The organism is Ferrimonas sp. SCSIO 43195, assembly GCF_023716685.1.
GTDB lineage: Bacteria > Pseudomonadota > Gammaproteobacteria > Enterobacterales > Shewanellaceae > Ferrimonas > Ferrimonas kyonanensis.
The window spans coordinates 3,036,193-3,058,769 of sequence record NZ_CP072679.1; the positions used below are offsets into that span (position 1 = coordinate 3,036,193).

General features: G+C 59.5%; 14 protein-coding genes. 8 read left to right on the plus strand and 6 right to left on the minus strand.

Annotated elements, in window-relative coordinates; translation table 11 throughout:
- The first annotated feature begins 73 nt into the window (after positions 1 to 73).
- Together J8Z22_RS14070 and J8Z22_RS14075 are read left to right on the plus strand one after the other, a co-directional pair.
- Positions 74 to 766, plus strand: a complete 693-nt coding sequence (locus J8Z22_RS14070; RefSeq protein ID WP_028111645.1) for a response regulator transcription factor — start codon at positions 74 to 76, stop codon at positions 764 to 766.
- Positions 763 to 2,019: a HAMP domain-containing sensor histidine kinase gene (locus J8Z22_RS14075; RefSeq protein ID WP_252006854.1), complete on the plus strand. Its 1,257-nt coding sequence runs from the start codon at positions 763 to 765 to the stop codon at positions 2,017 to 2,019. Before J8Z22_RS14070 ends, J8Z22_RS14075 begins: the two co-directional genes overlap by 4 nt.
- Here the strand turns inward: J8Z22_RS14075 and J8Z22_RS14080 are convergent.
- From J8Z22_RS14080 to J8Z22_RS14100, 5 genes are all read right to left on the minus strand, one after another.
- Complete coding sequence (locus tag J8Z22_RS14080; RefSeq protein WP_252006855.1) at positions 2,016 to 3,032, minus strand: HD-GYP domain-containing protein; 1,017 nt, start codon at positions 3,030 to 3,032, stop codon at positions 2,016 to 2,018. The genes J8Z22_RS14075 and J8Z22_RS14080 overlap by 4 nt on opposite strands.
- Complete coding sequence (locus tag J8Z22_RS14085; RefSeq protein ID WP_252006856.1) at positions 3,033 to 7,715, minus strand: response regulator; 4,683 nt, start codon at positions 7,713 to 7,715, stop codon at positions 3,033 to 3,035.
- A gap of 11 nt (positions 7,716 to 7,726) precedes the next feature.
- Complete coding sequence (locus J8Z22_RS14090) at positions 7,727 to 8,752, minus strand: DUF2860 family protein (RefSeq protein WP_028111642.1); 1,026 nt, start codon at positions 8,750 to 8,752, stop codon at positions 7,727 to 7,729.
- Positions 8,753 to 8,863: 111 nt separating this feature from the next.
- On the minus strand, positions 8,864 to 11,893 hold the full coding sequence (locus J8Z22_RS14095) for an efflux RND transporter permease subunit (RefSeq protein ID WP_252006857.1): 3,030 nt from the start codon (positions 11,891 to 11,893) through the stop codon (positions 8,864 to 8,866).
- Positions 11,890 to 12,684: an efflux RND transporter periplasmic adaptor subunit gene (locus tag J8Z22_RS14100; RefSeq protein WP_084144291.1), complete on the minus strand. Its 795-nt coding sequence runs from the start codon at positions 12,682 to 12,684 to the stop codon at positions 11,890 to 11,892. The genes J8Z22_RS14095 and J8Z22_RS14100 overlap by 4 nt, the downstream gene beginning before the upstream one ends.
- 191 nt (positions 12,685 to 12,875) lie before the next feature.
- Between J8Z22_RS14100 and J8Z22_RS14105 the strand changes: the two genes are divergently transcribed.
- The 5 genes from J8Z22_RS14105 to J8Z22_RS14125 all read left to right on the plus strand — a co-directional run bounded on the left by J8Z22_RS14105 (position 12,876) and on the right by J8Z22_RS14125 (position 20,050).
- Positions 12,876 to 13,190: a hypothetical protein gene (locus J8Z22_RS14105; protein ID WP_028111640.1), complete on the plus strand. Its 315-nt coding sequence runs from the start codon at positions 12,876 to 12,878 to the stop codon at positions 13,188 to 13,190.
- 189 nt (positions 13,191 to 13,379) lie between these two features.
- Positions 13,380 to 14,597, plus strand: a complete 1,218-nt coding sequence (locus tag J8Z22_RS14110) for a TolC family protein (protein ID WP_252006858.1) — start codon at positions 13,380 to 13,382, stop codon at positions 14,595 to 14,597.
- Between the two features lie 25 nt (positions 14,598 to 14,622).
- Positions 14,623 to 15,882: an efflux RND transporter periplasmic adaptor subunit gene (locus J8Z22_RS14115; RefSeq protein WP_252006859.1), complete on the plus strand. Its 1,260-nt coding sequence runs from the start codon at positions 14,623 to 14,625 to the stop codon at positions 15,880 to 15,882.
- 12 nt (positions 15,883 to 15,894) lie between these two features.
- Positions 15,895 to 19,077, plus strand: a complete 3,183-nt coding sequence (locus tag J8Z22_RS14120) for an efflux RND transporter permease subunit (RefSeq protein ID WP_252006860.1) — start codon at positions 15,895 to 15,897, stop codon at positions 19,075 to 19,077.
- 244 nt (positions 19,078 to 19,321) lie between these two features.
- Positions 19,322 to 20,050: a helix-turn-helix transcriptional regulator gene (locus J8Z22_RS14125; protein ID WP_252006861.1), complete on the plus strand. Its 729-nt coding sequence runs from the start codon at positions 19,322 to 19,324 to the stop codon at positions 20,048 to 20,050.
- Positions 20,051 to 20,138: 88 nt separating this feature from the next.
- Here the strand turns inward: J8Z22_RS14125 and J8Z22_RS14130 are convergent, their stop codons facing one another.
- Positions 20,139 to 21,671: a hypothetical protein gene (locus J8Z22_RS14130; RefSeq protein WP_051252305.1), complete on the minus strand. Its 1,533-nt coding sequence runs from the start codon at positions 21,669 to 21,671 to the stop codon at positions 20,139 to 20,141.
- Positions 21,672 to 21,868: 197 nt separating this feature from the next.
- Between J8Z22_RS14130 and J8Z22_RS14135 the strand changes: the two genes are divergently transcribed.
- Positions 21,869 to 22,570 (plus strand): pseudouridine synthase, encoded by a 702-nt coding sequence (locus tag J8Z22_RS14135; RefSeq protein WP_252006862.1) that lies wholly within the window; start codon positions 21,869 to 21,871, stop codon positions 22,568 to 22,570.
- Positions 22,571 to 22,577 lie beyond the last annotated feature (7 nt).

Here is a 22,577-nt window from a genome sequence, read left to right on the forward strand (position 1 = left end):
ATAATTGTCATCGACATTTTATCCACATCAACGGCATCATACTGAGTCACACTGATACAAATCCGGGCGCTCAATGGAAGATTTAAGCAACACCAAGATTCTGCTGGTGGAAGACAACCGCGAAATTGCCGGCATCCTGTTCGATTTTTTTGAAGCCAAAGAGGTGGAACTGGATTACGCCGACAACGGCGAACTGGGGTTGAAGCTGGCGCTGGAGACCCATTTTGATGCCATCATCCTGGATCTGATGTTGCCAAGAATGGACGGTTTCGAGGTATGCCAGCGGCTGCGCGACCAGGGCAAGAATACCCCGGTACTGATGTTGACCGCGCTGGACAACCGTCAGGATACCCTGTCCGGTTTTAAGCAGGGCGCCGACGACTACCTGACCAAACCGTTCGACCTGGACATTCTTGAAGCCCGACTGCTGGCGCTGGTAAAACGCTTTCGCGGCACTCTGGCCGCCAGCAAACTGACGGTCGGCGACCTGGAGGTAGACCAGAAAACCCGTAAGGCCCACCGCCAGGGCCAGATGCTGGCACTGAACCCCACCACCTTTAAAATCCTGCACGTGCTGGCACAGGCCGCACCGGACGTGGTCAGTCGCGACCAGCTGACGGAAGCGATTTGGGGTGACCAGCCTCCCAGCAACGATGTGCTGCGCAGCCACATCTATCAATTGCGCAACCAATTGGATAAGCCCTTCGCCCGGGCCATGCTGGTCACGGTACCGAAAATTGGTTTTCGACTGGATGACAGCCTGTGATACGGCATCGACTCTCTAACGTCCGCACCATGACCTCGCGGTTGATGGCGGCATTTTTCGTCATGAGCATTGGCATCAGCTTCACCATGATGACCCTGTTCAACACTGCCCTGCACTGGGGAGAAGATGCCGTCAACGAACGGTCGCTGCAGATTTCCAAAGACGTGGCCATCGCCCGCTACCTCACTGGCGCCAGCGGTCCGCTGGAGATCGATCGCATCACCTTCGCCTACGACAACACCGACGACGTACCCGATTTCATTCCCGATCGGCTGCGGTTTGCCGGTCATGCCCTGGAGGAGCTGATCGACGACGATCTGGGCTCCATCTACGTGCTGACCACCGAGTTTGTGAAGCACGGCCATACCCAACCGCTGATTCTGATTGCCAAAACCGAGCAGGTAGAGGTGACCGATCGGGAGACCGTGCTGCTCAATCTGCTGATCATCGCCGCCACCATCGGCATCATGCTGGTGGCCGGAGTGATCGTCTACCTGCTGTCTGTGCGCCTGATTCAGCCGGTAAAAGAGCTTGGGGATCAACTGGCGGCACTGAACAACGACACCCGCACGCCGCTGAGTGTGCCAGAATCTTCGGCAGAAGAGTTTGTGCAACTAACCGACGCCTTCAATGCCTACCGCCACCAGCTGGATCTGTTGATCCGCCGCGAACAGGCATTCGCCCGTTACGCCAGCCACGAACTGCGCACGCCGCTGACCATCGTCCGCGGCGCCGCCAACCTGCTGAACCACTCCGACAAACCGGAGTTTATCGGCCGTCAGCAGAAACGGATTCTGACCGCCACCGAAGAGATGCAGACCATGGTGGATGCACTGCTGTCGATGGTGCGCTATGAAAAGAATGAGCATCATCTTGAGCCCCGTCACCTTGAAGAAAATGAGCTCAGGGCCATTATCGAACATGAGCAAACCGGGGCCGACAACAAGCACGTCGGCCTGCAGCTGAGCCTGACTCAGGCGCCGCTGATTAAAGCCGAGCCGGCGGTGGTGAGGATGATCATCGGCAACCTGCTGCGCAACGCCATCGCCGCCACTGAGTCCGGCGAGGTCAAGGTCTGCGTCGACGCCGAAGCGCTGGAGGTGCGGGACCAGGGACCGGGGTTGAATCAAACCCACTGCGGAGGCCACGGCCTGGGACTGTTGATTGTCGAAGACCTGTGCCAACGCTACCACTGGCGGTTCAGCCTGACCGACATCGACGGCGGAGGCTGCTGCGCCCGGATTGAGTTTTAGCCGGCAAACTGGTCACGAATGGCCAGGATCTCCGGCAGACAACGCTGAAACAGCTGCACCAGCTGCGGATCGAAATGGCTGCCGGCATTGTCGACGATGAACGCCACCGATTCCTGCACCGGCCAGGACGGCTTATAGGGGCGCTCCGAAGTCAGGGCATCAAACACGTCGGCGATGGCCACAATGCGCGCCGACAAGGGGATGTCGGTGCCGCTGAGGCCGGCGGGGTAACCGCTGCCATCCCACTTTTCATGGTGGGTCAGGGCAATTTCCCGGGCCATCACCAGTAACTCCGAGGTGTGTTGGCGCAAAATGTCGGCGCCGTATTCAGAGTGGCGCTTCATCTCCTGCCACTCCTCCCCTTCCAGCCGGCCAGGCTTACGCAAGATGGCATCGACAATGCCGATTTTACCGATGTCGTGCATGGGCGAGGCGTTGAACAACAGGTCGACCCAGTGATCACTGACGTCCAGCTGCTGGGCAATCAGGCGCGAATAGTGGCTCATGCGAATCACGTGCATGCCGGTCTCGTTGTCTTTGTATTCCGCCGCCCGGCCCAGTGTCTGAATCACCGACAGCCGGCTCTGATTCAACTCTTCCGTTTTCTCCGCCACCTGCCGGGTCAGTTCCCGGTTCTGATCCGACAACGCCAGATGGGTGTGTACCCTTGCCCGCACCAGAGACGGATTGATGGGTTTGGTGATGTAATCCACCGCCCCCAGCTCCAGTCCACGGGTTTCATCTTCGACGGCGATCTTGGCGGTCACGAAAATCACCGGGATGTGGGCGGTAGTGGGATCCTTTTTCAGCCGCTCGCAAACCTGATAACCATCCATCTTCGGCATCATCACGTCCAGCAGAATCATGTCCGGTCTGGGCGTACGGGCCACGATCTCCAACGCCTTATGGCCGCTGGTGGCGGCCTTGACCTTGTAGTCGTTGCGCAGCACGGAGCTGAGTAGATTGATGTTGTCAGGATTGTCGTCGACCACCAGGATGACGGGGTTGTCCACTTACTCCTCCTCCAGCGGCCACCCCTGCGACAGTGCCAGTTTTCTCAGCAACGCCAGGGCCCGCTCGAAATCAAACTGTTCCACCGCCTCGCCAATCTTAGCCAAGCGCCGTTTCAAGCCCGGTTCCTTTATCTGAGCCAGCAATTGATCAATCCGATCCACTGCTTCTGTGTCGTCATCCTTGAGAAGGGATTGCAGCGCCCGCAGTTGTTGCAGCCGCTGCTCAGTATCAACCTCTATTAGTGTAGACTCGACCGGCATCTCCGTTTGCAGAAACCGTTCAATCTGCTGGCACAACGGCGCCAGCACCGTCTGCAACCGCTGCGCCAGCGACAACAGCTGGTCCGAAGGTTCCGAAGCCAGGCAGGCCTGCTCCAGTCGATCCGCCAGTTGCTGAACCTGGTTGGCTCCCAGATTGCCCGCCACCCCTTTCAGGGTATGGGCAAACCGAGTGGCCTCGTCCCGGTCCTGCTGCAGCAGTTGCTCAAACGGCTGTGAAAACTGGCCGTGATCCCGAACGAAGTGGCTAAGCAGTTTATGCAACAAACCGGTGTTACCCAGGGTAATGGTCTGCAGATGGTCGGTATCGATGCCGGGCTGCAAAGCACTCAATGCCATGGCGGGTTCGGGTGGCGACGATGGCACCGATTGCGGATCCCGACCAATCCAGCGGGCCAGGGTGGCAAACATCTCCTCCACGTCGATGGGCTTGCCGATGTGATCGTTCATGCCCGCCTCTCTGGCCCGCTCCAGATCCCGGGCCATCACATTGGCGGTCATGGCGATGATGGGCAAGGTTTCAAACTCCGGCCGCTGACGAATCGTCTCGGTGGCCCGGTAGCCATCCATCACCGGCATCTGCACGTCCATCAGCACCACGTCAAACTGATCTTGGTGCTGCAGCCGCTCGACGGCTTGCTGACCGTCGCCGGCCACCTCGACCTTCAGACCATTTTGCTGAAGCAGTTCCCGCGCCAACTCCTGGTTAAACTCGTTGTCCTCCACCAGCAGTACCCGCGCCCCCTGTAGGCGCGGCAACGAGTCCTGCATCTGGCTGCGCTTATCTAACTTACGGTTGTGGCGCACCACCGCCTCCCCCCGGGCCTCGCCGATGGCATCGAGCAAGTTGGAAGGGGTGATGGGCTTGCTCAGCACCGCATCCAGTTGCTGGCCGTTGTCCAGCCCTTCCTGCATCGCCTCTTCGCGGCCGTAGGCGGTGACCATGATCACCTTAGGCTCCGACTCCAGCCCACATTGACGCATGCGGCGAATGCAGCCGAAGCCATCGATGCCCGGCATCTTCCAGTCCACCAACAGCAAATCAAAGTGACGGCCCAGCATCAGCTTCAGCGCCTCATCGGCTGCCGGCGCATCCTCCACCTCCAGGTCAAAATTCTCCAGCATGTTCACCAGGATGTTGCGGGCCACCGGATTGTCGTCCACCACCAGGGCGGTCAGCTGCCGCAGTTGATTGCGATCGTAGCGGGCCCTCGGTTCGGCGTTTTTCTGCACCTCCAGGTGAACGGTAAAATTGAACACACTGCCCTGCTGGGGCTGACTCTCCACCCAGATCTCACCGCCCATCATCTCGGTCAGGGTCTTACTGATGGTCAGCCCCAGGCCGGTACCACCGTACTTGCGAGTAGTGGAGCTGTCCGCCTGGCTAAAGGCCCGAAACAATCGCTGTCGCTGAGCCGGGCTCATGCCAATGCCGGTATCGCGCACCGAGAACAGCAATTGCGCCTGGCCCTGAAACTGCTCCTGCAGGCGGATGGCGACCACAATCTCGCCGCTGTCGGTAAACTTGATGGCGTTGTTTCCCAGGTTGGTCAGGATCTGACCCAGGCGCAGGGGGTCGCCAATCAGGGCCTGAGGCACATCCGGGTCCACATTAAACAGCAGCTCCAGCCCCTTCTCTTCCGCCTTGAGGGCGATCAGGTTGCTGAGATTGCTGAGCACATCGTCGAGGTAGAACGGAGTGGACTCCAGCGTCATCTTGCCCGCTTCAATTTTCGAGAAATCCAGGATGTCGTTGATGATCCCCAGCAGCGCTTCCGCCGAGCGGTGCACCTTGTCGATAAAGGAGCGCTGTTTACGGTTCAGATCGGTCTCCAGCGCCAGGTAAGACATGCCGATGATGGCATTCATCGGGGTACGAATTTCATGGCTCATGTTGGCCAGAAACTCACTCTTGGCCAGCGAAGCGTTTTCCGCCTCTTCCTTGGCCTGAGCCAGATCCCGGGCCATCGCCTTACGGGCGGTGATGTCGCTGAACACCACCACCGCCCCGATGATCTCATCCTGCTTCAGCACCGGATGGGCGGCAAATTCCGCCGAAAAAGACTGGCCATTGCGCCGCACCAGCAGTTGATCGTCAATCTGCTCCTTCAGGCCCTGTTTCAGGGTTCGGGCCAGTGGACTCGGGGCCACCGGCCCGGCAGCCTCGGTGGTCGGAAACAGGATCGGCTCTATGGGTTGCTGCAGCAACTCGGCCTCCTGATAGCCCAGCATCGCCAGCGCCGCCGGATTGACGAAACTGACCCGGCCGTTGTTCTCGATCCCCAAAATCCCCTGCCCCACCGAGCCGAGCAGCAAGCGTACCTTCTCCTCCGACAGCGACAACTCCAGGGTGCGCTGCTTCACTCGCCGATCCAGCGATGCTTTGGATCGAGCCAAACGAGCATTGGCATTTTTTCCCAGGTTCAGGGTAAACAGGATCGCTGCCACCGCGAACAGCAAGGTCACTCCCAGCACCAGCGCCATGGTATTTTTCAGGGTGTTGTAAGACATCAGGGCTTCGGCCTCGTCCATCTCGGTCGCCAGCCCCAGCCCCAGTTTATCGCTCCATTTCCACACCCCCACCACCTTGACGCCGCGATAGTCCCTATAGCCCTGAATCGATGCCCCGCTTTGACCCAGGGCGATACTGGCCGCCATTCGGGTCAGGGGCCGCTTACCAGAGCGAACCGGTTGACCCTGGGTCAGATCCCGGCCCGGATCGCGCACCTCGATGGCGCGCATGCTGGGCTGACCCGGAGCCAGCAGTCCGCTCTCTACCAGCGTTTGTTCGAAACGACTGCTGGACAGCAACAACCCGCGCTTACTCAGGGCGTAGGTTTCGCCGGTTTCGCCGACCCGGCCGGTCTGAATGATGGCGTTAAAGCCCTTTATCGGGTCGAGCCGCTCCGCCAGCACCGCAATCACCTTGCCCTGGCTGTTAAAAATCGGCATCGCCACAAACATGGTGAAGCCACTATCACCGATGTCCGACGGCAGCGGCGGAATGAACAGGCTTTGCCCCGCCAGCAACTGAATAAACTGTCGAGTCTTGGCACTGGCGATGATGTTGCGTACGCCGATGTTTTCATCCCTGACCGCCGCCAGGCTGGTGCCATCCGGGGCGATGACGAAAAAGCCGAGATCACCGAGAATGCTGTTCAGGGCCGCCAGTTCCACCCGCACCGCAGCCAGCTCCTCAGACTGAATCAGAATCTGCGGGTGGCGGGGTAAGGCCAACAACCGTTCCACCAGTTGGATAAACTCCTGCTTTCGGCTCATCAGCGCCAGCGCCTGCTGACGACTGCTGACCTGGTTTTCCAGGCTCTCCTGCACCGAAGTGGCAATCACATCCAGAGAGATAAAGGTGCGGTCCTGCAGCACCCGCTTGTTGTAATCGAGCATCAACAGGCTCATGGCGATGACAAAGGTCACAAACACCCCCAACCCAATCAGCACCATATGGCTGAATCGGGGCGAACCAAACTGCAGTTCGGCCCGCTCGGAGCGGGCATAACGGGCCAGCAGCTTGGTGACCGCAAACAACAGGGCGATGATGGCCACCAGCCCACCCACTAGCCATTGCAGATTGAGGTAGGCCGATTCCTGAGGCTTCTCCTCGGACACCCCGGTAACCAGCCACTGATTCTGAATTGAGCGCATCTCCTCGGCGCTGATGGTGTTCAGCCCCTTCTGGAGAATGGACGCCAACTCCGGGGCAGCGACGCGGGAAATGATGTGCAGGGGAATGTCTTGAAAGGCGTGTTGCTGCAACCCTTTCAGGCCACCGACCATGGAATCGTTGAGGGCTTGCTCCACCACAATCTGAGACTCAAAGGTGGCATCGACCTCGCCATTGAGCACCATATTGATGGCTTGCAGCAGATCGTCCGCCGGTACCAGCTCGATATCGGGAAAACGCTTGGCCACCCGCACCCAACTGGTGTAGCCCCGTACCAACGCCAGTCGCTTGCCGTTGAGATCGTCAAACGACTGAATCGCGTCATTGCTGGCTTTAACGTACAGAAACTCCTTTATCTCGTAGAATGGCTCACTGAAGATGCCAAACGCCTCCCGCTCTGGCAGATGAAAAATCGCCGGAATAATATCGATTTCATCGTTTTTCATGCCATCCAGCAGCGCCAGCCACGGCCGGGATTCATAGCGGAAATTCAGTCCGGTTCGAGTCGCGATCAGCTCCATGTAACCGGCAGCCAGGCCGCCAATCTGACCGTCCTGCTGGCTGAAGGACAATGGCGCCCACTCTTCAACCCCCACCACCACCGTCGGGTTCTGAGCCATCCAGGCCCGCTCCTGCACCGTCAGGGTCACCGTAACCCCGGGCGGGGGCTGAGCCCAGGCCGAAGAGCACAGCAGAATCAGGCCACACAACCATACTCGCCCCATGGCCGCCGCCCCTAATGAAAGCGGTACAGTAGCGATACGTTGGCTCCCAGCAGATCGCTGTCGTAGAAGTCCACCTTGGCGCGGCTGTCAAAGTACATCACCCCTAAGCGCAGATCCCAGTGGTTAAGATCAAACAGACGGTGCACAAACAGGTTGCCGCTGATGCCATACTCATCGGCATCGGCTTCGCGTTCATAGATGGGGTTGGCCTCATCGTAGTCGCGCTCACCAAAATAACCGCTGAGGGTGCCGCTGATGCGATCGCCCCGGTAGACGTAGGTCAGCTGCACCCCCTTAGTCTGGCCACCGTTGGCATCGCCGTCGCTGTCGCGCTCGATGTACAGCAGCGCCGGCGTCAGGTGTTGATTCTGAGACAGTTTCCAGTGAGCAAACAGATCCAACCGATGCCGATTGCCATCCCGCTGCAACTGCGACGCCTGTTGCGGGGTTAACCGCCCCATCAGTGTCAGTTCGGCGCCGCTCAGTTCCTGATCGACGTCGATGCGGCGGTAGCTGTAATGCACGCCGATGGTGGAGTCGGCGATGTTGTCCCAGCCAAGGCGAAATCCCTGGGAGTCGCGATCGGTTTTGCTGCGCGGACTGTCGACCTGGAATGGGTCTTGCCACACCTCATTGGGTACGGCGGAAAACAGGTAGGCGAGCGAACCGATGCCCCAGGATCCGAACTGACGCCGCACCCCCAACTGTTCACTGAAATCCAGCCGCACCATGTCCTGCACCAGATTACCGAAAAACAACTGGGTCTGATGCTCGGCAAAGGTGTAGCGCAGGTCCACCAGAATTTCCGGTGCGACCTGGCTGTCACTGGCGGGGGACGATTCCAGCCCCCGACTCTGTTGATTATCAAAATCGACGAAGCGGTTGCCGGTAATGAAGTTAGAACTCAGATCAAAATAGGTCGCCCCCGCCCCCAGATAGCCACTCCAGCCACTCTGTTTCGGCAGGTGCAAGGGATCGCTGGCCAGCGCCGTTCCCCCGCCCATCAACATCAATACCGCAGTCACGGCTCGTAACATGGTGAATGCTCCGTTTTTTCAATAAGGATGCAGCCATTTGAGTATAGCCATCGATACCGCGCTCGCCGGTCGATGCCACCATGAATTCTGCCTAAAGGCCAAGGTGTTATTTCATGCGGTCTGGGCCTCGGCTGCGGCCTGACTCCGCTGCGGCTGCTGCCGGGCCCGATGACGCAACACCAGCAAATAACCGGCGGGAATCAGCATGAGCACCATCGGCGCGGTCAGCAATATTCCCCAGCCAATCACCAGTGAGATGGGAGACATCAGGTTGTCATAGCCTCCGAGGCCATAGGCCAGTGGCAGCAATCCCGCCACCGTGGTCAGGGTGGTGACCAACATCGGCCGCACCCGGCTGCAGGCCCCCTCCAGCAGCTGCTGAATTCTCAGGCTGTCATCGTCACTGAAGCTTCGGCCATGATAGTGATACAGCAGTACCAGCGCATTGTTGACCACCACACCGGTCATGCCGATGATGCCGACGGTGGCGAAGAAACTCAGCGGCTTGCCATGGAGCCACAGCACCAACAGCGCCGCCGCCACGCCCACCGGCACCACCAATAGCCCCACCAGTGCCTCGCCCAGTCGATCAAACAGCAACATCATCAGCACCGCGATGGCCAATACCGCCATCACCATGGCGATGGCTAGACCCACCAAGGCTTCGCGAGTGTCCTTGGCCTGGCCGCTGCTGACGATGGCCACCGTCGGATCGACACTGCCCATGGCCGCCAACAAGGCATCTTCGACGGCAATGGGATCGGTCAGGGCGGTGTCGATGTTGGCCGACACTCGAATGCTGCGCTCGCCGTTAAAGTGGTTGATCACCTCATCCCGTTGTCCCGGCTGCCATTGAACCAGTTTGTCCAGGGACACCAGCTGACCACCGCTGCCGCGGACATACAGATTGTTAAGCTCCTCCGGGCTGCGATCGTTGTCCTCCAGCACCACCCGGTAAAACACCTCCTCATTGCCTTTAAACACCCGCGACACCCGCTCGCCTTCGATGGCGATGCGCACCGTCCTGGCCAGCTGTTCCAGCGTCACGCCGTAACGGCTGAGCCAGGGATAATCGACGCTGAGTTTCAGCTGCGCCACCGCGTCGGCCTGGGACTGATGCGGCGCCAACACGCCGGGGTACTGTGCCAGCCACTGAGTGACCCGATCGGCCGCCTGCTGGCGGGCCTCGTCACTGCCGCCAACGATCTGCAGATCCACCGGGCGGCCACTGGGGGCACCGCCGCTGTCGACATCGAACTCCAGGCTGAGAATGCCGGCAAACTGTTCCCCCTGCTGTTGCCACTGCCTCGCGATCTCATCGGCACCGATGCGGCGTTCCGAGGCCGGTGTCAGGCTCACGGTCCAACTGGCCTGGGTCTCAGACACCTCACCGTACCAACTGACCACCTGCTCGGTATCCGCCAGCATGCGATCCACCGCCGCCGCCCGCCGCCAACTCTGCTCCAGGGTTTGATTGCCCTCCAACTGGGCGCTGATCTCCACCAGGTAGGCACCGTCGGTGGGGAAAAACAGCGTCGGCAACTGGCTGTACAGTGCCCATGCCAGGCAGGATGCCGGCAGTAAGGTCAGCAGCAGCAACCGCTTCGGATAACCCAGCGCCCAGCGCACCACCGGCGCAAAACGGGCCCCCCAGGGATCCTTTGCCGCCGGGGCTCGCCCCATCACCGACTTCATGTGGGCGGGAATGATCACCAATGCGTCGATAAAGGAAAACACCAGGGCGATGGAGATGGTCAGTGGCAACACATACAGCATCTTGCCGGCGTTTCCGGGCAGAAACAGCAACGGCAGGAACGCCAGCATGGTGGTCAGAATCGATACGGTAATGGCAGGAAATACGTCTCTGACGCCGCCGCTAACGGCGGTCATGACATCGTCTCCGGCTTGGCGGCGGGCGGTGATCCGTTCGCTGACCACCACTGCGTCATCGACGATGATGCCAATGATCAGGATCAGCGCCGCCATGGTGTAGCTGTCGAGGATCTGACCGCTCATCGACAACACCGTCATGGTGCCCAGCAGACAGAAGGGGATGGAAAAAGCCACCCAGGGCGCCACCTTGCGGTGCAGACACAAAGACAGCGCCACCAGCACCAACGCCAGACCGCCCAGGCCGTTGTACTTGACGATGTCAAACCTGGACTGAATCTCGCGGGCGATATCAAAGCCGATGGGCAATTGATAGTCCGGCCCCAAGCGCGCCTGTTCTTGCTTTAGCAACGCCTGCACCGCCTTAGAGGTGGCGATGACGTCCGCCGCTTCGGTGGCCCGCAGATCGAAGCCGATGGCCACCTGGCCATTGAGGGTTGCCAGGCTCTGGCGGCGCTCAAACCCCTGTCGAATGGCGCCGCTGACGTCCTTCAGGGTCACTTGTGGATTGGCTTTGAGCACCATTGACGACAGGTCACTCAGCGCCAGCATCTGCGCCGAGGTAATCAGCTCCAGATTCCCTTCCTCAGTTTGAATCGAACCACCGGTCATCAGTACGTTACGCTGGCCAATGGCATCGGCGATGTCGGTCAGGGTCAGTTGGTAACGTTTCAGTTGTTCCGGTTGCAGTTCCAGCCAGTACTCCGGAGTGCGCAGGTCGATAAGCTGAACCTCGCTGATCCCCGGTACCCGCCTCAGTTTCAGCTCCAGATGACGGGCTTGCTCCCGCAGTTGGCCATAGGGCAGATCGGCGCTGATCCCCACCACCATAAAGTCCAGGTTCGACGACTTCGCCACCCTTACCAAGGGCAACTCGGTGACGCCGGCCGGCAGATCCGACACCCGGTTAACCCCATCGCGAATGTCCTGATAGACCTCGGCCGGATTACTGACTTCGGGATCCAACGAGATGGAGATGCTGGACTGACCCGATGCCGACCGAGAAGTGAACTGCCGTATGCCCGCCACCGACAGCAACTCTTTCTCCAGCTTGCCGGTGACATTGGCTTCCACATCCTCCGCCGATGCACCGGGATAGAACGTCGACACCGATACGTGGCCAAGGTCGATGCGCGGCTTTTCCGCCATCGGCAGATCCCACAGTGCCACCAATCCCAGCACCACCACCACCACACTCAGCAGATTGGCCGCCAGACGGCGGCGGGTAAACCAATTCAGTAGCGCACTCATTGGCCGCCTCCCGCTAGCAGACTCACCTCAACCCGAAAACCGGGCTTTATGTGATGATTCGGATTATCCAGTTCCAGCTCCACCGGGTAGCCGCGACCATCATCGAGCAGCGACGGCGATACCCGCAGAACCCGGGCAGTGGTCTGTAGCGACAACGACGGCAGGGTCACCTGCACCTCATCCCCCAGAGTCAGGCGCACGTAATCCTGCTCCAGCATCACCACTCGCACAATCACCCGATCCACGTCCACCAACTCGTACAAAGGGTCGCCGGCATTCACCCACTGGCCATTGTCCACCAACCGGGCGGCCACGACCCCGGCGAACGGCGCCTGCACCCGGTTTTTTTGCTGCTGACGCAGTGACTGTGCCAGCAGTTGGCTGTCCACCTGCACCTGGGCGGCGCTGATCTGGGTAATGCGATCCTGGTCGTCCAGCTCGCTTTGAGCCAGGGTCTGCTTGTCAATCAGGGCCTGCAGCCGTTTCAGCTGCTTTAACTGGCTTTGGTGCTCGGCACGACTGAGGCTCAGTTGCGCCCGGCTCAGGGCCACCGCCAGGGTGGCATCGCGATCGTCCAGCGTCAGCAGCAACTGCCCCTGCTCCACCGCATCCCCCAGAGAAGCCCGGTAGGCCGACACCACCCCGTCCACCTCGGCGCTGACCACCACCCGCTGCAACGGCCGCACCTCGCCCACCAGGTAGTCTGCCGCCATGGCGAAGCCGCTCATCAGCAACGTCAGCAGCAAGGAGAGTGAAAAACGCGGTAACCAAGAGAACGAAGTTGGAGTCATGTCGCCATAGCCTATGAATGAGAATCACCCCCAGCATGACTCAAGGCACGTAAAACAAATGTCAACGCGACTGCCATCAGCGGCTTTGCGGTCGCGATCACACCGGCGTGGATTAAAATCTCTTTTGTGGGAACTAAATTTGCTGATAGGATTCCAAGCCGTGACTGCCACTGATTTACATACAGGTTGTAATGAAACGACTGGTTCTGTTGATTGTTCTGACGCTGCTTAGCCAGACCGCCAATGCGGTGCTGGAAGGCCGTCATGTGCATCTCGGAGACACCATCGAGTTTCACTTCGACACCGGCACTCACCAACATGACGCCGACGACCATCAACACGCGGACGGCGAAACCTGTGTCCACCACCACTGCCATGCCGGTCATCTTGGCATCACCGTGGCGTCGGTGACGTTGCCCCCTGCGCCTCAGTCGGGGCACTTTCATTATCTCGGCCGCTATCCCGACCCGGCCCCGTCGAATCTGCTGCGCCCCCCCATAGCCTGATCCTGCTCTGCCACTGCGTCATCAAAGCCAACCGCCCAAGTCGACCCGTTTTCGCGATGTCGTACTCAGCTTGGCGGCCAACATCCTAAGGAATGATCTCAGCTTCACCCCCTGAGTCAGCATGCCTTTGGTCACGCAGTGGTATCCCAAAACTTTCTGACATTCAGATCCATTTTGCAGGATATTACTATGCACCCAACTATTCGCATCGCCCTGGTGGCGGTGAGCGTCGGTGTCACATTTCAGGGGCAGGCCTCTGAAATGTCGCGATTTGCCACTCAGGCATTGAGCCAACTGGAGGCTCTGCCGCAGATCCGTGCCGAAGCCGAGCAGGTTGCCCTGGCCAAGCTGTCGATCAGTAGCGCCAACCAGGCACTGTACAACCCCGAGCTCGCTCTTGACGTGGAAAACATCGGCAGCGACAGCAGCGATGAAGATTACACCCTGTCCGTGGCTCAGGCCGTGGACTGGGCCGATAAGCGCGGCTATCGCACCCGCCTGGCGCAACTCAACGCCCTCAAGGCTCAGGCCGACTATCAGCAGTTACGCAATGACACCCTCGCCAGTTTGCTCAGTGCCTGGGTGAGCTTGCGTCAGGCGCAGCAACTGGACCAGTACGCCACCGAACAGCAGCAACGCACTCAGTCGATGCTGGCGTTGGCAGACAAAATGGTCCGGGTCGGTGAACTGGCCCCCTTGGACAAGCAACTGCTAACCCTGGAACTGGCCCGGGTCAGCGGCAGCCGCGCCGATGCCCGTCAGGCCCTGATCAGTGCCGAGTCACAATTAACCCTGTTTGGTGGCGACCCGGCTCTGGCCCTGCCGCCGTTTCGTTTCCCCCTTCCCAGTACCGAAGTGAATCAGCAACTGCCGGCGTTGAAGGGCCAGTATCAGGCCGTTCTTGCCGCCAAGGCCGGTTTCAGCCTGGCCAGACAGGAGGCCAAAGCCGATCCCACGGTCTCTGTGGGCGCCGTCACCAATGGCGATGACAACAGTGTGCAGCTGGGAATCTCCATGCCACTGAACATCCGCAACCGTTATCAGGGCGAAATCAACGAAGCCAATCAAGGCGTCATTGTGGCCGAGCAGCAATACCTTGCCCGCTCCCGCGCCCTCGAGATAGACCTCGAATCCCTGAGTCGCCGCTACGGCGCCGTTGCCGACAGCCTTAGCCGCTGGCAGCAACTGACCCAGGACTCTCTGGACAGCAGCCACGAACTGCTGCAGCGACTGTGGCGCGGTGGCGAAATGCCAACGTCACAGTACCTGCAATCCCAGCAACAGCTCACCGACACCTGGGCCACCGGCGCCATGCTTGAAGCACAGCAAACCAACCTGTGGCTCGAGATGATGGCCAGCCGTGGCGAACTGGAAAGCTGGCTGACTCAACAGGCTGTGAGCCAATAACACCGAATTCGAGGAATACAACATCATGAAAAATCTGACACTGTCCCCTATGGTTCTGGCCATGTCTCTGGCTCTGCCACTGACGATCGGCAGCCACAGCGCCCTGGCCGGCGACGACCACGGCAGCAGCACTGACCCGAAAATCCAACTGGCGCAGGACAACTTCCATGCCGAACACGACCACAACGACGCCTCACACCCCGAAGCGGACGGTGGCGATCACGCTGCCGAAACCGCTCACGGTGAAGAGGACGACGGTCATGGTCATGACGAAGAGGCGGAAGAGGAAGGTTTGCATCTGACGCCGGCCCAGAGCGCCATTGCCGGCATCGAAGTGGCTACGGCCGTTGAATCTCAACTGAACTTTGAGCATCCGGTGCCGGCACAGCTGTTGGCCAACCCCAATGTCACCAGCCAGCTGTCATTACCCGTTGACGCCCGGGTCATCGCCCGCCACGTCAACCCTGGCCAGGACGTGGCCAAAGGCACCCCGCTACTGACCCTGGCGTCCAGCGACATCGCCAATGCTCAAGGCCGCTACCTGCTGGCCCAGGCCGAGTGGAAGCGAGTACGCTCCCTCGGTGAAAAAGCGATCTCTGCCAGCCGCTTTCAGCAGGCGCGCATTGACATAGAAACCAGCTTGCAGGATCTGCTGGCCCTGGGCATGACTCAGGCACAAATCGATGGCCTCAACCACGAACAAACCCGACTGGGTCAATTTGAGCTGTTGGCCCCTCATGCCGGTACCGTTCAGCAAGACAACTCGGTGATGCAGCAGAACCTGCCGGCCCTGACCCCCCTGATGGTACTGGCCAACGAGCGAACCCTGTGGGCGAACGCTCAAGTGGCTCCCAGCCAGTCCGGTAATGTCCGTATCGGCCAGGCGATGACACTGGCGGTCAACGGTGAGCTGTTTCAGGCCACCGTCATCGGCCGCGATCATCAATTGAATCCACAGACCCGCACCGAATCCATCCGCCTGGAGGTGGCCAACCCCGACCATCGCTTGCATGCCGGGCAGTTCGCCACCGCCTATCTGGGCCAGAGTCAGCGCCAGGGCATTGTGCTGCCGGACTCTGCCCTGAGCCGAGGTCCAGACGGCGATTGGATGGTGTACCTGTATGACGGCAAGGAGTACCGGGCCCAGGAGATTCAGGTTATCAACGCCATCGAAAAGCAAAATCTGATCACCGGCATTCCGCTGGGCAGCCAGGTGGTCATCAAAGGGGCGTTTTTCCTGACTTCAGAGCAGGCGAAATCCGGCCTCAGCATCCACAACCACTAAGGCGGCGCCTCTATGCTCAATACTATAATCGCATCAGCGGTGCGCAACCGGCTGATCATTCTTATTCTGCTGATTGCCACTATGGCTGGCGTCGTCGCCATGCTGCCAAAGCTGAACCTGGATGCCTTTCCTGACGTCACCAATGTTCAAGTCACCGTCAACACCCAGGCCGAAGGCCTGGCATCGGAGGAGGTGGAGCAGTTAATCACCTACCCCATCGAGGCATCGATGTACTCGCTGCCCGCCGTCACCCAGGTGCGCTCCCTCAGCCGTACCGGCCTGTCGGTGGTCACCGTGGTGTTTGAAGAAGGCACCGACGTCTACTTTGCCCGTCAACAGGTGTTTGAACAGCTGCAAGCGGCCCAGGAGAACATTCCCGATGGCGTTGGTACCCCGGAGATGGGCCCCAACACCTCGGGTCTGGGTCAGGTCTACCAATACCTGCTGCGGGCCGAACCGGGTAGCGGTTTTGATGCCATGGCCCTGCGCGGGCTGAACGATTACCTGGTCAAACTGATGCTGATGCCAGTGGAAGGGATCACTCAGGTGCTGTCCTTCGGCGGCGAAGTTCGCCAGTACCAGGTGCAGTTGGATCCCACCAAGATGCAGTCCTACGGCTTAACTCTGGATGATGTGCAACAGACGCTGGAGTCCAACAACCGCAACACCGGCGGCTGGTTTATGCCCAGAGGGCAAGAACAGTTCGTGGTGCGGGGCTACGGCTTTATTCCCAGCGGTGAGGCGGGGCTGGAAGCGATTCGGTTATTGCCGCTGAAAACCATCAACGGCACTCCCATCACCGTTAATGACATCGCCTCGGTGCAATTCGGCAGCGAGATTCGGGTCGGCGCCGTGTCCATGAGCCGCCGCGATGACAACGGTCAGGTGCAGCAACTGGGGGAAGTGGTATCCGGGGTGGTACTCAAGCGCATGGGGGCCAACACCAAGGCCACCATCGATGACATCGAAGCGCGAATTCCGCTGATCCAGCAAGCCCTGCCTCAAGGGGTCACGTTTGAACCCTATTACGACAATGCCGATCTGGTGAGCAAGGCGGTCAAAACCGTCCGCGACGCGTTACTGATCGCCTTTGTGTTCATCATCGTGATTCTGGCACTGTTCCTGCTCAACATTCGCGCCACCGCCCTAGTGCTGTTGTCGATTCCGGTGGCCATCGGTATCGCCTTGATGGTCATGGCCTATTTGGGCGCCTCGGCCAACCTGATGTCTCTGGGCGGCCTGGCGGTGGCCATCGGTATGCTGGTGGATGGCTCGGTGGTGATGGTGGAAAACATCTTCAAACACCTGAGCCAGCCGGACCGCCGCCACCTCAGCCAGGCTCAGTCCCGGGCTAACGAAGCCGCCCCCCACAATGCCGGTGCCGACCATCACGGTATTGCCATGCGGGTCAAGGCGGCGGCTCAGGAAGTTGCCAGCCCGGTGTTCTTTGCCACCATCATCATTATTGTGGTGTTTGCCCCGCTGTTTACCCTGCAAGGGGTAGAAGGCAAGATGTTCCAGCCGATGGCGGTGAGCATCATTCTGGCGATGATGGCCGCCCTGGTTGTGGCCCTGTTTGTGGTGCCGGCTCTGGCCACCATGGCGTTCAAAAAAGGCGTCAGCTTTCGCCCCAGCCCGGTGGTCGCCCCCTTAGAGAAAGCCTACCGGCGCCTGCTGGGTCGCATCATCAACCGCCCCAAAGCGGTGATCGCCGCCGCCCTGATCGCCTTTACCGCCACCATGAGCCTGGTACCTAACCTGGGCACGGAGTTTGTCCCCGAGTTGGAGGAAGGCACCATCAACATTCGGGTCACCCTGGCCCCCACCGCCAACCTGGATACCGCCTTAAACCTGGTGGCACCCAAGCTGGAACGGATTCTGATGACCTTCCCCGAAGTGGAGTACGCCCTGAGCCGGGTCGGTGCCGCCGAGCTGGGTGGGGATCCGGAGCCCATCAACAACGTCGAGATCTACGTCGGCCTCAAGCCCGTCGAACAATGGACTTCGGCGTCGAATCGACTCGAGCTTCAACGGCAGATGAACGACAAGCTGAGTGTGTTCCCGGGTCTGCTGTTTACCTTCTCTCAGCCCATTGCCACCCGAGTGGATGAGCTGCTGTCCGGGGTGCGGGCTCAACTGGCGATCAAGCTGTTTGGACCGGATCTGACCGTATTGGCGGAGAAAGGCAAGCAGATCGAAGAGCTGGTGAAAGACGTCGACGGTGCCGTGGACGTATCGATGGAGCAGATTCAGGGGGAGCTGCAACTGGTGGTGCGGCCCAATCGCAGTAACTTAGCTCGCTATGGCATCAGCGTCGATCAGGTATTGCAACTGGTGTCCGACGGCATCGGTGGCCGTCAGGCCGGCCAGGTGATTGACGGCAACGCCCGCTACGACATTCAGCTGCGGTTTGCACAGTCGTTCCGCGACAGCCCGGAGAAACTGGCGGATCTGCTGCTGTACGGCAGTGATGGCAGCCAGGTACGCCTCGGAGACGTGGCCGACATCGGCATGGAGAGTGCGCCGCCGAATATTCGTCGCGACGATGTGCAGCGACGGGTGGTCATTCAGGCCAACGTCTCAGGACGTGACATGGGATCGGTGGTCAACGACATCTATCAACGCGTGGCCGACGGTGCCGATCTGCCGGCGGGCTACTCGGTTAAAGTGGGCGGCCAATATGAAAGCCAGCAGCGCGCCCAGCAACGGCTGGCCATTGTGGTGCCCATCTCCATTGCCCTGATTGCCTTACTGCTGTATTTCTCGTTCGGCTCGGTAGCGCAATCTCTGCTGATCATGGCCAATGTGCCACTGGCGTTGATTGGTGGCGTTCTGGCGCTGTTTTTGACCGGCACCTACCTGTCGGTCCCCAGCTCCATCGGCTTCATCACCCTGTTTGGGGTAGCCGTGCTCAACGGCGTGGTGCTGGTAGATGCCATTAACCAACGGGTGAACGCCGGCGAACCGGTGGCCGAAGCGGCGTTCGAAGGCGCCATCTCTCGGCTACGGCCGGTACTGATGACCGCCCTGACCTCGGCGCTGGGCTTGCTGCCAGTGATCTTCTCCTCCGGCGTCGGCTCAGAAGTTCAGCGACCGTTGGCGATGGTGATCATCGGCGGTCTGGTCACCTCCACGGCCCTGACCCTGTTGGTGCTGCCGACCCTGTACCAGCGTTTCCCACCCAAGGTGGACTGAGCCTGTACAACGGGGTCTGTCTGGCCCCGTTGGGTTTTTCCCCGGGTTGTTCGGGGAGTGTTAGGGAACCGGTAATCCTAACCTTTTCGGCCCCTGCCCCGTGTTCAGCGACCCGTGGATGTTGCGCCTCCTGATGGAGGCGCCTTTTTATTAACCTTGATAACATGCGTGCAACTTTTTGATCTGAGTCAGTTTATAAAGCCCTAACCGCCCCTACACTCAAACTAAGCCAATTGAGGTGTACATGGACTGGTTAAAACTCTACCCCTGGATCAACGATCTGAGCCACTGTCAGGGCCCGGCACACTTGCGGGCATTGCTGAACCGACTGCTGCCGATCGTCGGCGCCGATGCCTGCCTGTTGATGCTGATTGATTTGCGCCGAGGAGTGCAACACACCTTTTGTGCGGGCCTGTCGGCACGCTCTCAGGCCTTTGTGGCCGGCAACACCGAGCAAGATCGTTATCTTCATACCTACATGAGCAACAAGCTGGTGGGCGAGTCCGTGTGCCTGCAGGAGCTGCTGCCCCGCCCCAAGGCGGAAGCCGGCGGCTTTCTCGAGCGTTACCAACCTTACTTCGACTACCGTTTCTCTTATGGGCTGGTGCTGCCATTAAACGCTCACCAACAGGTGGCCATCTCCCTGCACCGACACCGCACCCCGTTTCAAAAACTCTACCAGCACGACATGAATGGCCTCGGTGCCGCCATCTTGCCCTGGGCACACCACTACCTGAAACTTCGGAGTCACTCGCCGCTGGCCGAGCTGTGCCTGGAGCCTTTGACGCCGGCCGAGCGACAGGTTCTCAACCTGCTGATGGAGGGGCTCGATGGCAGTGAAATTGCCGATTACCGAGGCGTCAGCAAAGAAACCGTTAAGTCTCAACTCAAAAGCCTGCTGCACAAAACCGACAGCCGCCATCAGAATCAACTGCTGCACCGCGCCTACACCCTGACGCCCCGTTTCGACTGAGCCGTTCGCCAGGCACAAAAAAGGCGAGCCGGAGGTCAACTCGCCAGGGGGAACGGGCTGAAGGGCTCAGCCCGTAAAGCTCTGAGATCTATTTCTGTCTCACCAGTACGGCGTAGGCATAAATCCCTTCTTGCTCAGGGTACAAGTTGACCGCCACGGTATAGTCGGCATTCACCAACCAGTAACCGTTGTACTGATCTTTGAACATGCCCTGTTTCAGCTCGACTTTCATGGTATCCACCACCTCCAGGTCGGCCTCGGGGTCATCGGTGGCTTTCTGGTGCCAGGCTGAGTTACCCGCGGCATCGAATACCACCTGATCCAGGCTGTAGTTAAACAACTTGGCGTCATTGGCCTGGGCCGGAATGTCCATGGTAACGGAATACCACTGCCCTTCCAGTTTCGCCAGTTCCAGCTGCTGCGGCTGTTTTACGGCCACCATCACTTCCTGCTGCTCGCCGTCCCAGACTGCGACCTGAACGATCACGTCCTTCTCGGCCGACAGTTGCAGGTAGCCTTCGTCCTCATCAAGGATGCGACCACGGTCGTCCATCGCGAAGGTAAAGTTATCGGTGGCATTGTCGTCGGTACCGCCCAGATCGGTAAAGGCTACCGCCCCGGCATCATCGATGACCAGTTGGTACACGCCAAAACCAAACTGACCCGGGTCGCCCAGAGAATGCGCCGGCGTGTACAAACTGCCGACCAGCCACTGGCCCTGCAGATCGCTGAGCTGATAGCTGTCGGCACGGCGAACCGACAGCGCCAACCGCTGCCGATGCTCTTCACCGTTCCACCACAGCATCATCTGCTCGCCAGAATCCATCTGCACCATGTCGGTCTCTTCATCGACGGTGATCTTGCCGGTGTTATCCATGGTGATGTCGTAGCTTTCATCCGGATAATACTCACCGGCAATGTTGCGCTCTTTAACGGTCAGGGTGCCGTCATTGATGAGCCAATCTGCCAGACGATAATCAAACGAGTCAGGGGAGTTGTGATCGTAACGAGGGGTCAGAAACTCAATAGACAACCAGTCACCGTCCAGATCGCCGGCCGTGAAGCCCGGGTTAACGGTTTCATCGAAGTGGTCGAGAGCGTCTTCGGCACTGACCAGATCGTCGGCGTCCATGCCTACGGCGTCCAGCGCCACGGTCATTTGAGTTTCAAAGGCTTCGGTACCTTCATCCAGTGTGACGCTAGGCATCGCCTGCGCCACCGCTTCGGCAATGGTGATGCCATTGTCCGGATCGCCATCGCTGTCCAGAGACTGCAGCAACCGCAGCGTATTCACCACCGCGGGCGTAGTGGCGTCCTCGGTGGCAAACAGGGTCAGCGGCGTCACTTCGGCGGCGGCATTCACCACCGGAAACTCGGTGGCACCCAGGCTGAAGTTCACCTGCTCCCCCTGCTGATAGACAAACTCACCAGCCGCATTGGTCACGCCCTGCTGAGTGCCGGTGGCGTAACTCAGTCCGGCAACCGGACTGTCCAGAAATACCCCGGTGTAAAGTTCAGGCTCCACCGGAGCCGGGCTGCTGTCGCTGTCACTGCCACAACCGGCCAGGGCCACCATGGCGGCGACCAGTGCACACAATTTGAATCCATTTTGATTTTTCATACTCACCTCCTGCTAGTTACTTCATTGATACGCAAATGAAATAACCGCTTCATCCCCCGTTCGGGGGATAAACGCCAGTAAGCTGATCTACCTCAATAGCCCGGCGTCGGTTTCCACCATTTGGCGGCGGCTTTATCGCCATTGCCTTTCGTCGCCAGCGCGTTACCATAGGCGCCCCAAACAGGCAGAGGCCGTCTATGCGACTGGATCGTTTCATCAGCAAAACCACCCGAGAGAGCAATCGCCGCATTCGAGACTGGATTCAGAACGGTCAGGTGTGGGTGGATGGACAGCCGTGCCTGGATGGAACCCGTCGAATCACCGAGTTCAGCCAGGTTCGCTGCAACGGCATCGAACTGCCGTTCAAGCAGGCACAATATTGGCTGATGAACAAGGCGGCCGGGATTCTGAGCGCCACCCGGGATGCGAATCACCGCACGGTGATTGAGGAACTGGCAACGCAACAGCCGGAGCTGGATCTGACCGAGATCCACATCGCCGGTCGACTGGACCGGGCCACCACCGGCCTGTTGATTCTGACCAACGACGGCAACTGGTCGAAACGACTGACCCGGCCGGAAATAAAAATTCCTAAGACTTACCTGGTGACCACCGCCCACCCCATCGACCCGGGCACCGAAGCCCGATTCGCCGAAGGAATTCACTTTCCGTATGAGGGAATCACCACCTCGCCGGCACAGTTGACCCGGCTTGGCTCTCAGCAGGCCAGGCTGACCATCTACGAGGGAAAATACCACCAGATCAAACGGATGTTCGGAGTGTTTCGAAACCCGGTGGTGGCCCTGCACCGAGAACGCATGGGTGAAATAACGCTAGAACCGTCACTGCCGCCGGGCAACTGCCGCCGTTTAACCCGTGCCGAGATTGACTGGCTGTAAAGCCGGA